Source organism: Patescibacteria group bacterium (assembly GCA_020148145.1).
Taxonomy (GTDB): domain Bacteria; phylum Patescibacteriota; class Minisyncoccia; order Minisyncoccales; family JAHCRE01; genus JAHCRE01.
This window is the reverse complement of record JAHCRE010000021.1, coordinates 56035-67207: the sequence shown is the minus strand read 5'-3', so window position 1 is coordinate 67207 and position 11173 is coordinate 56035. Positions and strand designations below refer to the sequence as shown.

The following is an 11173-nucleotide window of genomic DNA, read 5'->3' as shown; positions in this document are numbered from 1 at the left end:
GGTCTGGAAACTCTGTTTCTTGGGCTAAAACTCCTGTTCCGAGAGAGAACAGAAATACTAAAGTTATTATTAAAGATGTTGCTTTCATAGTATTAATAATAATTAATAATCTTCCTTTATTCTACCAAAAAACCACCTCCGCCAAAAGGCGGATTGGCGATTTTCGGGCGGCTCGGTCTCTCAAACCGAGCACTAACCTGCTCCGAGTCGTGGACAACATTAGAACCTACTGGATGACCACAAAAGAGTGTTTTGAGATACCGGTTTTGGGTAATCCGTAATCTTTGCCCCACCCTGCTACTCACTATTTCTTTGGCTTTTTTTAGGGTGTACAAGAAATATCTGTTTTTGGTAAATCTTTTTTAAGAATATCACACTCTTCATTAGAAACATTTGTATTTACTAAATCAAGCCGTTTTAGTCTAGTTAGTTTCTTTAAAATATGAACATCTTTATTAGAAATATCTGTTTCTCTTAAACTTAGACTTTCTAGATTGGCCAAATTACCTAGGGGGGTGATATCAGAAATTTTTGTTCTCCATAAACCCAGATATTTCAATTTTATTAGATTGCTAAGAGGAGAGATATCAGAAATTGAGGTGTGACTTAAATCTAAAAATTTTAAATTAATTAGATTACTTAAAGGAGAAATATTAGAGATTTCTTCTTTATTTATATTCAACATTTCCAAACAAGTGAGGTTACTAATTCCCTGTAATGCAATATTCCCATCTTTTCTAATTACTTCTCTAAGTTTATCGCCACTCTTGAGCGTTAAATCAATCAATTTCCCAAAGCCACCAACATATCTTCGCTCTGTCTCATATTTTTCATTAAAGCATAACTTTCCTTTTTCTTTCGGTATCCACCAGTACCGCCATACTAAAATACCTCCGCCAACAATAATAGCTAAAATCAATACAATTAAAATATATTTCCAACTAGTTTTACCTTGAGTAAGAAAAGGCATATTGTCTAATTATAACTCAAACCGCCCGCAAAACAAACCCCGAGAAAAACTCTCAGGGCGGCGGGCTCCCGTAGTCGGTCTAGAACCTAGGTTTCAGGAACAAATTTGACGGTTTTTAGACGTGCCCCATAACGCCCCTCGGTCGGGGCGTTTTTAAGCTAAAATGAAAAAGTGTAAAAAACTTATTTATTCCTTAGCAAAAAATACAATATCCCCCCAACAATAATACTAACAATAACTACTATTAAGAGTCGTGTTAAAAAATCAAACCCGAATTCGTCTTTTAACCAGCCAGTTAAAAATCCACTAATTGCCCCAACAACTGCTCCAATAATCGCGCCTTCTTTTGACCATCTTTTTTTAGATAGATTATTATCCATATTTTTATTATATCAAAAACCGCCCTAGGGCAATAATATTTTACCCCAAAAAGTTACATAGTAACCGCCCTCGCAACTTGCCACCCATCTGCCAAATGGCGCCTACATCACATTGTAGTCGCAAATCAGCTCACCAGTGTATTTATCTATTGTTCCATCTATTTTAGCTCTTTCCTGAAACACCTTATCGTGCAGAATTTGATTATCCAGCCACGGCGCCCATGCCACTATAACGACCAAAGCAGTAATTGTTGCAATTATAATGATTTTTTTATTCCTGGCCATTTTTGTCTTTTGAAATATTTTTTAGATAAGTAACCGAGGGCAATTCTTTTTTTTCTCAAAAGCAAAGGCTCTTGATTCGGGACCCGCTTATTATCAAAAGGACTAGGCTAAGATAACCATACTTCATTATTTAGTGAATGGTTTTAGTAAAATACTTACATCTTGTGTATCTACTTTACCATCTCCATTTAAGTCGGAGGGATTAACACCAAAATACAAAACCCAAACGCAATTCCTGAGATGGCAAAGAAAACATATGTCGTGAGGATTAAACAGAAAATATGAAACTAACAAGGAAATCCCCGAGATGCACAGAAAGACAATAAGAAATATTGCAATTATTCGGGAAATTTTCATTTGGTGTAGTTAGAATACTTCGTTTGATTTTAAATTATCTGACTTTTGTGCCTTTTTCTTGCTAAAGAAGAAAATATATACAATTTCTAAAATAGCCATTGTATTGAGTATCAGTAAGGCTACAAACCATTTCTTGTGGCTATTTCTGGCTGATTTCCAAAGGGCCACCCCTTTCCAAGGTAAAGTCCAAAGAAGAATCAACCAAAAAATCCACTGATTTTCTGATAAGAATGGGCCGAGAAGATCGGTATCAAAAGTGATTGGCATTTTAAAATATTTTATGGTTGATTAAATAAAAATCCTAGAATATTGTCAGTGCTGTATTCCAGTCCTGTCTCATTTAAAACCGCGATTTCCATCCTTTCTATTTCCCCCGTGGTTTTATCAATATAAATGAAAAAGTTTAATCTTTCCTTCTCAGTTCTAACTATATATTCAACAAAGGCAATTTTGTCAAATATATCCCCGATTATTACTTTTAGATTTGCTTCAGGATATTTCTTCAAAAATTCCTGAACTTCTTTTGTCTGTTGTGCTATCTCTATAACTTCGTCCGAGTTTTTATTGATTAATTTATAATAACTGACAACAAAAACTATCCCGATAACAATTAACGCGACAAAGATAGTGATAATTTTTTTATTTCTGGTCATAATTTACTTATAGTTTATCTTACGGCTGAAAAATTTCCTCTGGCAGAAAGCGGACTTGCTGGACTTCTGAAAATTGTTTGGCCGTTGCTTCAATCTGAAACCAAAGAATGCCCACCCGGCAGGAGCCGCCAACGGTTTTGTTGTTGGAATCGTCAAATTCGAGCGTTAAAACGCCCTCCCCTAATGAGGCTCCTTTCAACGAAAGCCCCTCCAGAGGATATTCTGTGCTGATTCCCTGAGCCCGCTCTTCATCGTTAAGTTTGCCCGAAAGCAAAAGTTTGATAGTATCCTGAATCGGCGTCTTGGTTATTGGAATTTTTCTCTCAACCGGCACCAATCCATTTCTACTACAAGCGATATTCCCCCACTCGTCTCTATCCAGTTCGTAATTATAATAATAAAGTTTTATTGTTTTTGTTTCTGGACACGGCGCAAAATCGCATTTCGGCGGAATTCTAGAGACATAAGAACCGTCCGCGCAGAGTTTTGCGTCCATTGTGCAGGCAATAGGCTCTAGCGGCTTGGATTTGTCAATTATAAATCTTAAGCCCAGCCAAATCCCTGTTAAACCAACTAAAATTATTAAAATAATTAAAACTTTAGTTTTCATTCCTTTATTATACCAAAAAATCGCCTTTCGGCGATTTTTAAATGAGACCCTTCGGTCGCCCTAACGCCTAGGGCCTCTCGGTCGCATGCTCGGTCTAGCGGACGATTTTAGAACCTTGAAATAGGAAGAGGTGTTTAAGTATCCAGAGATAGTATTGGGACAGATGAGGGAATTATTGGAATTTATTCCGAAATCTTAAAAGTAAAAAGTATTTTATCATACAGTGCCCTATTATCTTGGTTGTCTACATCTAACATACTAATCTTAAAAAGTTTATCATTCTTTATAAAGTAGATATCTTCTTGAGACCAGGCCATTCCTGAAAAAGGAGTGTAAACCCTTAAAGCTGGTATTCCGTCTACTTCCATATTTATTTCATCGGGAATATCGTCATAGTAAGAAAAGTTTTCTTTAACCCATTCAACCAGGTCTGTACCAGCAGGAGGACTATAATAATCAACGTAAATAGAATGGAAAACAACAAATTCAGCACCGGTTAAATCAGATTTTGTGCCGGTAAATGTTGCCAGAGACACGTTGTTTGGATCTTCAGCATTAAAGTAGCACAGACATTCCCGGGGTCTTTCTTCTGGTGGACTTTGCTTGCAATAACCTGGCAAAGGACCATAAAGACAGGGCTGAGGATACTTCAAAGAATAGCCGTATTTTTCATTCGTATAAACCTGCCAATCCTCTGTTGCGTATTCTATTTTGGTTTTCTCTACCTTGCCACATTTGATAGTTGTGTCCCAGTTATTATCAGTATCAGTCGGAACCCACTGGCCTTCTGCTTCTTTGTATCCGGTAAAACCTCCTGCAACAGTACAAACAGTCTTGCCTTTGATATATCCTGTTAATTCTGAAATAGTGCCAGCAGCTATATTGTAAAGATCTACTTCAAAGCCATTATCTTTTAAAAACAGTTCAATACTATCATATTGTTCACTTGATATGCGTTCAGCTTCAAATCCTTTTCCAGCTACAGTTTCTTCTCCTATTTCGGGGTCTACCTTAATAATCCACTTAAATTCAAGCTCTTCTATCCCTGAAAAATCTATTCCAGTTTCTTGTTTGAGATTTTCAAGAAGAGTTAAAACCTCGTCTTTAATTTCTTCGACAGGAGAAATCTCTTCTTCTATTGACAACCATAAAGCCCACCCGCCAACCAAGACGGCCAGAATAAGTATAATTAAAATATACTTTAAGTTAGTTTTACCTTCTATAATAAAAGACATATTTTCATTTGTTTTAATTTATATCTATCGACCTTTTATTTTTATATTATTGTACCTCTTTCCCCGCACAATAAAACCCGAGAAAAATTCTGTTTTATTTGGAGAAATCAAAATAACTTTTTTATTTTTCGAAATAATTTTCTTGAAGCCATTTGTAAATTTTTTGGGTATCGGTCTCATTATTTTCAGAGCCCAAAAGGATAATCACTATGTTACGTTCTGTGCCGTCTTGAGCGGTAAAACGAAAAATAAACACAGCCGTGTATTTAGAAGCCTTAATAAAACCCGTCTTTCCGCCAACAAAAGTTGGGTCGTTAATAAAAACATTCTTGTTCCATAACTCTTCAATTTCAAAATCAACCTCTCCAAAGCTCAATACCTCTTTCCCTTTGGTAATCTCTAAAATTGGAGGACGATTATTTAATAAGTATCTGACCAAATAAAAGAGGTCTCGGGCCGTGGAAACGTTTTCGGGAGCAAAACCAGAAGGATCAACAAATTCTGTCTGCTCCATGAAAATAGCTTCGGCTTTCTCGTTCATTAGTTTGATAGTTTTCTCTCTGCCTAAGAAATAACTAAGAACCTCGGCAGCATCATTAGAGGATTCTATCAAAAGAGGGTAAAACAATTCCACCACCCTAAACCATTCACCGGATTCCAGTCCTTCGGTAGAACCGTAAGCTTCAAGCATTTTTTCTTTTACCAAAATAGGTTTTCTTAAATTCATATTCTCAGCTACAACTACAGCTGTCATTAATTTTGTTAATGAAGCCGCGGGAAGTCGTTTCCGAGAATCCTTTTCGGCAAAAACATATCCTGAATCCAAGTCTGCCACCAGATAACTCTGAGCGGAAATTTCCGGAAACCTGGATAATTTTTGCTTAGAATATTCATAGTGATCCTTCTCTTTATCTGTCACTAAAACAGGCATATCTAGTTCGGTTAATTCATAAATGAGTTTTGCGTCTTCGTTGCTCAGACGAAGACAACCTCCTGAAATTGAAGAATCAAGCTGCCCTCCCCCAGGATAATAGGGCTCTCCGTGAAGGTAATACTTCCCGTAATAGCGAAGAGCGTATGGCATATAAACATTTGAAATAACCGAAAAGCTGAGCTTGTTTCCAGATATAACCTTATATATCCCAGCTGCCGACCCTCCCCAACCTTGAGGATCTCCTTTTGTTAAAATAAAAACCTCTTTTGTCATAAGACCCTTTTTGTAAAGCCCTATTTTCATCTTAGCAAGATTAACTTCCAAAAAATCAGTTTTTTTAGAAATTAGTTGTTCCCTTACTTCTTCAAATAATTTAAGATAGACGGGCTTTTTTTCTGGCCTTTTTTCAGGTTTTTTTATCTCTGGGAAGTAGCTAAGAAAACTTAACTCTTTTACGGTCTGTTTTGCATAAAGTAAAATTCCTCCGCCAACAATGGCAGCTAAAACAACTACAATTAAGAGATATTTAATATTGGTTTTTTCTTCTTTAATAAACATTACCCCATTCTACTAAAAAACCGCCTTCTTGGCGATTTTTAGGCGGCTCGGTCACCTCGAACCGAGCACTAGCCTGCTCCGAGGGACGGACGATGTTAGAACCTGTTTTTCTCGGGGTTGAATAAAAAAGTCAGGTGTTTAAAAAACCTGACTTGGATTCCTTATTTAAATAGAGAGGATTTAGATTACACACTTCTGTTGGGCCTCGTTCTTACAGCGGTTCGTGTCTCGCAAATCTCTGTCATCCCACGACGCATATGTGGTGAAGGCTATTCCGATAACTATCATTGGAAGAGCTATGAAGAATAAGGATTCCCATATTACACCGAACATACAAAGCAAAGCCCCGATAAATGTGACAAAGAAGCCAATAGTATATATGTTTTGGTATCTATTACTCACCTTCTCACTCCCATTTTTTGTTAACGATCTAAATCTACTCTATCAAATCTCTAACTCAAAATCAACCCCGAGAAAAACTCTCGGGGCGACGGGCTCCGGCGGTAGGACTCGAACCCCTCTCGGTCGCCCTAACGGGATAGGCGGCTCGGTCTGCTCCAAAGAGTACAATACTGGAGTTTGGTTTTTTGGGAATTGGGCAATAAGGATACCTTGTCTGATAATTTAATTTTTCTAATCATTTGCCTTAATAGTTAAACCATCGTAAGCTAATTTAATATTGCCGAATTGACTCACGTATTTCTCAAGTTCTTTATGTGAGTGCGAGTGGTTTAAATGAGTAAAAATCATTAATTTTGGTTTAAGTTCTTTATATAATTTAATACCCCCTTTAATACCTATATGACCCCACTTAGTCTCAAGAGTTGCACCGTCACATATAAAAATATCTAAGCCTTTTACCTTTTCTTTATCTACTACTTCAGAGAAGTCAGGAATATATGCAACCCTGTATCCATTTTCTATAAAAAGAAAGCCGAAAGTTGGTTGTTCTTCTTCTGAATAATCTTTTTTATGTTTAACCTTAATTTGTTCAACAAAAAGATTTCCAATCTTTTTAGGTTTAAATATGTCAATTTTGATGTCTGGATTTCTGGCGAATAAATAACTTAAAACTCTTCTGTTTTCTTTCAATCCTTCGTAGACTTCTTTTGGTATTTCTAACTGGAGTTTGCCTCCAGCTCTTAATTCCATCAGGCAAGCACTATGATCCATATGAATGTGAGTTAAGAGAACATAATCAATTTTTTTTATTCCTTCTCTTAGCATTTGGGCTCTAAAATCAGGGCCGGTATCAACAAGTATTCTTTTATTTCCAGAAGTAACTAAAATTGATGGTCTTGTCCTAATATTTCTTTTGTCTTTCTTGATTTCTTCTTTACAAACTTTACAATTACAGGACCAAACAGGAACTCCTAATACTCCGCCAGTGCCTAAAAAAGTTATCTCCATAAGCTAATTAGATTATCTTTTATTTCATTCTAACAAAAATTCGCCTCGTCGGCGAATTTCTATTTGTTCGGAAAAGTTCGATTTCCTAGCGGGGTAGGGCGATTTTTTTCTCGAACTGATTCTGAAAATGAGATGCGGCTCGGTCTCTCAAACCGAGCACTAACCTGCTCCGAGTCGTGGACAACATTAGAACCTACTGGATGACCACAAAAGAGTGTTTTGACTTGATGTTTGTTCGTGCTTTTTCTCCGGTTGAGGTTGAATTATTCGTTTTACCACATTCTTTCCAAAACAAAAACCCTTCGAAGAGCTTAGGACTGAACCGCCTTGGCAGAAACCCGGCAAGAAGACGCAATTTTAGGTGATCCAAAAATATGTGTTAAACCAAAATTAATTTAACCAATCCAAAAATCTCTCTCCTGAGTATGGCGTAGCGGTACGGGTATTCTCAAGGTTTGTGACGACGCCAGTAGATAGGGAGATCGTATAATAATATGTTGTTTCTGATGCCCAACCGCTATACAGCACAAGATCGCCGTCTGCAGATAGCGCTATTGGCGCTATTCCGTGCAGAGTTGAAGATGAAGTTTCCTCTAATTCCTTTCGTTCGCCTGTAGTTATATCAATAGCCCACAACCCTCCTTCACCTTTTTTTGCCGTTCCGTATACTACACGAGAATTATCTGGTAGAAAAACGAAGCTATTTCGGTAAGTATAAGATGCGAAGGCGTCTGTGCCATTATAGAGTTCGCGATACTTTCCGGTTGACGTTTCGATTACCCCAATCTTTGTTTCCAGAGGAGTCGTTTTCCCTCCGTACCAGTCCTCCTCTTTAAAGACAGCAATGCTGCGACTATCCGGAGATACCACAAAGTGCTGATAAAAGCCATATTCGTGAGTATATATTTTTTCTCTATCTTGGTTTGAGATATCTACTTTGTAGAGGAATTGACCATCATTATAATAGACCGATTCGCTACCTTGAGAAAATCCAATAATCTTATGAGCCGCTCCGAAAAATGATCCAAGAGATTGCTCAGTCTTTTTCTGCAGATCATACACAAGTAATATATGTTCTCTTTCTTGCGGATAGGGGTGTTCAATGACCCGGTCATACGCAACATATTTTCCATCTGCTGACCACTTTGGGGTAGTGAATTTCCATACCCATCGCGCGGCAGGCTGTTTATCTTTACCCGATATGTCAGATATCCATAATTCTGTATGACCATCACCTCCCTCATAGTATTCTTTTTCGCATCGATCATTCGGTTTTATAAAATATGCTATCTTATTCTTATCTGGAGACAGTACAATAGTTGCTTCACAGGCTGCCCAACGGGTAAGTTCTGTTTTTTCTCCGGTTGTGATATCCAATGAGCTTAACGCAACATAACGATCAGCAAAGTTTCTGTAGTCTGCCGGCACCTTGGTAAGTAATGTCAGAACTTTATTTGATCTAGTTTCTTTTTCTTGTTCTTCGCCCTGCGGTATTATTTGTTCTAGCAGTATCGCTTCCTTAATCTCAAAAATTTTTTGTGCACTGCCAAATTTTACTTTATATTTGCCAGGAGAGGCAGGTTTTGATTGAAAAGAAGGAACGGGTTTCTCTAATTCTCCGCAAATTTCTTCCACCCCTTTTGATTCATAAACTTTAGAGTCCCAAGTATATGTTCCCGATTTATATGGAAGGATAAAAAAAGTACATCTTTGTATATCTCCTGGATGAACACCGTGTACGGGCTTACCATCAACGCAAGCTATGCCTCCCCAGGTAACATGCCAGTCTTCGTGGATTATTCTTTTCCAGCCCTCTGAAGTTTCATAATAAAATAACATGTTTGTAATACTTGGGCTAGTGTTACAGCGAAGTAGTCTAAAATCAGAAAAAGAAACAATAACTTCTTCTCTTGTTTTATAGATATCCTTATTTGTTGATATCTTTGAAAAACCAACAAAAAAAAGAAAAACCAATATAACAATTACAAGGATTATTACGGATATTATTAAAATCGCTTTTTTCATCTTACCTCATTATATCTCCTTCCCTGTAAAACGAAAAGTCCGAGAAAAACTCTCGGGCGAAAAATATCAGCTTTGCGGACTGGACACAAGCCAAAGGCATCTCGGTCGCTCGAATCGAGCACTAGCCTGCTCCGGCGGTAGGACTCGAACCTACAACCTAGTGCTTACACCTTATCCTAGTGTTTCCACTAAGGGTGGACTATCTCATCTCCCAAAAATTGTGGGAGCGAGGCGCTTCCCCATTCAGAATTTACTCTCTGAATGGGTACTCCCTTTCGGGATAGTCTCTGAACCTTCCCTATGAGATGTGAAATTATCTCACAGGGCTTGGCTGCGGATTACCATTCCGCCTAAGGCGGATTAGGCTTCCCGCAATTCACCTCGTTTTTCAACCTCGATTTCTCGAGGAAGCTGCGTATAAGTTCACAGGCACCCGCGCTACCATTGCGCTACGCCGGAATGTGTCGCGAAGCGACACTTATATTATAAAATATTTTTAGTATCCTTTCAACTTTTTAAGCTTTCTATGTTCTCTTATCCTCTCTAGGGCTTTGGCTTCAATTTGCCTAATTCTTTCTCTAGTTACTCCAAATACTCTTCCTACTTCTTCTAATGTATGGGTGATTCCATCGTCTAAACCAAATCTCATTCTTAATATCTTTTGTTCTCTAGGAGTCAAGTCAACTAAAATTTCTTTTAATCTTTCTTTTAAAAGAGTTCTAGCGGCAGATAAAGATGGTAAAATTGTCTTTTCATCCTCGATAAATTCAACTAAAGTACTATCTTCTTCTTCCCCAACCGGAGTTTCTAGAGAGACAGTTTTCTGAGAAACCCTCTTGATATGATGGACTTTGTTAACATTAATTCCCATCTCAGCAGCAATCTCCTCTGGTAAAGGTTCTCGACCTAAATCCTGTAAAAGTTTTCTTTTAACCTTAACGTATTTTGAAATTGTTTCAACCATATGGACTGGAACTCTGATAGTTCTGGACTGATCAGCCAAAGCCCTAGTAATCGCCTGCCTTATCCACCAGGTAGCATAGGTAGAAAACTTATATCCTCTTCTCCAATCAAATTTTACCACTGCCCGGAAAAGGCCACGATTTCCTTCTTGAATTAAATCAAGTAAAGTTAAATTTGGGGATCTTCTTATATACCTTTTGGCAATAGAAACTACCAATCTTAAATTTGCCCTGGCTAATTTTTTCTTTGCCGCCTCATCTCCTTTCTCGATTCTTTTAGATAATTCCTTTTCTTCATCAGCAGTCAAAAAAGATACTTTTCCAATTTCTTTTAAATACATCTGGACTGGGTCGATTTTTAATTTTCTAGATTTTTTAAGAACCTTTTTTTTCTCAGGAATCTCTTTTACTTCCAAAAGTTCTTTAGCCTCTTTAACCTGAATCTCTTCTTTTTCCAATTCTCCATAAAGTTCCTCTAAACCTTGAATATCTTTTTCTATTTTTGGGAAAAAATATAAAATCTCAGCCAAGGTAACAAAGCCTCGCTCTTTCCCCCTTTTTTTTAAAGCCTGAATTTTTTCTGGGGTAATAATCTCTTTTCTCTTTTTGGGCACTCTTGCCTTTTTCTTAGGCCTTCTTTTTTTAATCTTTTTTCGTTTTTTGATCTTTTTTCTTTTTTTGACAGGTAAGGGTCTCTTTTTTGTTCTTTTTGCTCTTTTTTTTCTTTTCGTCTTTTTCGCTTTCTTTGTTTTCTTTATTCTCTTTATTTTTTTTGTTTTTTTCATAGATTCGGG

11 protein-coding genes are annotated in these 11173 nt (G+C 37.3%); all 11 read right to left on the bottom strand.

Features of this window, described 5'->3' with window-relative positions; all coding sequences use genetic code 11:
- Positions 1–322: 322 nt before the first annotated feature.
- A complete protein-coding gene (locus KJA15_04405) occupies positions 323–970 on the bottom strand; it encodes a leucine-rich repeat domain-containing protein (GenBank protein ID MBZ9572547.1) in 648 nt (215 codons plus the stop codon).
- Positions 971–1152: 182 nt separating this feature from the next.
- Complete coding sequence (locus tag KJA15_04400) at positions 1153–1350, bottom strand: hypothetical protein (protein ID MBZ9572546.1); 198 nt, start codon at positions 1348–1350, stop codon at positions 1153–1155.
- A 102-nt stretch (positions 1351–1452) separates the two neighbouring features.
- Positions 1453–1635 (bottom strand): hypothetical protein, encoded by a 183-nt coding sequence (locus KJA15_04395; protein ID MBZ9572545.1) that lies wholly within the window; start codon positions 1633–1635, stop codon positions 1453–1455.
- A 366-nt stretch (positions 1636–2001) separates the two neighbouring features.
- Complete coding sequence (locus KJA15_04390) at positions 2002–2259, bottom strand: hypothetical protein (GenBank protein ID MBZ9572544.1); 258 nt, start codon at positions 2257–2259, stop codon at positions 2002–2004.
- An 11-nt stretch (positions 2260–2270) separates the two neighbouring features.
- The gene (locus KJA15_04385) at positions 2271–2645 is read right to left on the bottom strand and encodes a hypothetical protein (protein ID MBZ9572543.1); all 375 of its coding nucleotides are present in this window, start codon (positions 2643–2645) and stop codon (positions 2271–2273) included.
- Positions 2646–2664: 19 nt separating this feature from the next.
- Positions 2665–3255, bottom strand: coding sequence for a GerMN domain-containing protein (locus tag KJA15_04380; GenBank protein ID MBZ9572542.1), 591 nt, complete (start codon positions 3253–3255; stop codon positions 2665–2667).
- A 182-nt stretch (positions 3256–3437) separates the two neighbouring features.
- Positions 3438–4490: a hypothetical protein gene (locus tag KJA15_04375; GenBank protein MBZ9572541.1), complete on the bottom strand. Its 1053-nt coding sequence runs from the start codon at positions 4488–4490 to the stop codon at positions 3438–3440.
- A gap of 121 nt (positions 4491–4611) precedes the next feature.
- Positions 4612–5982, bottom strand: coding sequence for a L,D-transpeptidase family protein (locus tag KJA15_04370; protein MBZ9572540.1), 1371 nt, complete (start codon positions 5980–5982; stop codon positions 4612–4614).
- A gap of 633 nt (positions 5983–6615) precedes the next feature.
- A complete protein-coding gene (locus KJA15_04365) occupies positions 6616–7392 on the bottom strand; it encodes an MBL fold metallo-hydrolase (GenBank protein MBZ9572539.1) in 777 nt (258 codons plus the stop codon).
- 390 nt (positions 7393–7782) lie between these two features.
- Entirely contained in the window at positions 7783–9417 is a 1635-nt protein-coding gene (locus KJA15_04360; GenBank protein MBZ9572538.1) for a hypothetical protein, read from the bottom strand.
- A gap of 496 nt (positions 9418–9913) precedes the next feature.
- Positions 9914–11164: a sigma-70 family RNA polymerase sigma factor gene (locus KJA15_04355; GenBank protein ID MBZ9572537.1), complete on the bottom strand. Its 1251-nt coding sequence runs from the start codon at positions 11162–11164 to the stop codon at positions 9914–9916.
- Positions 11165–11173 lie beyond the last annotated feature (9 nt).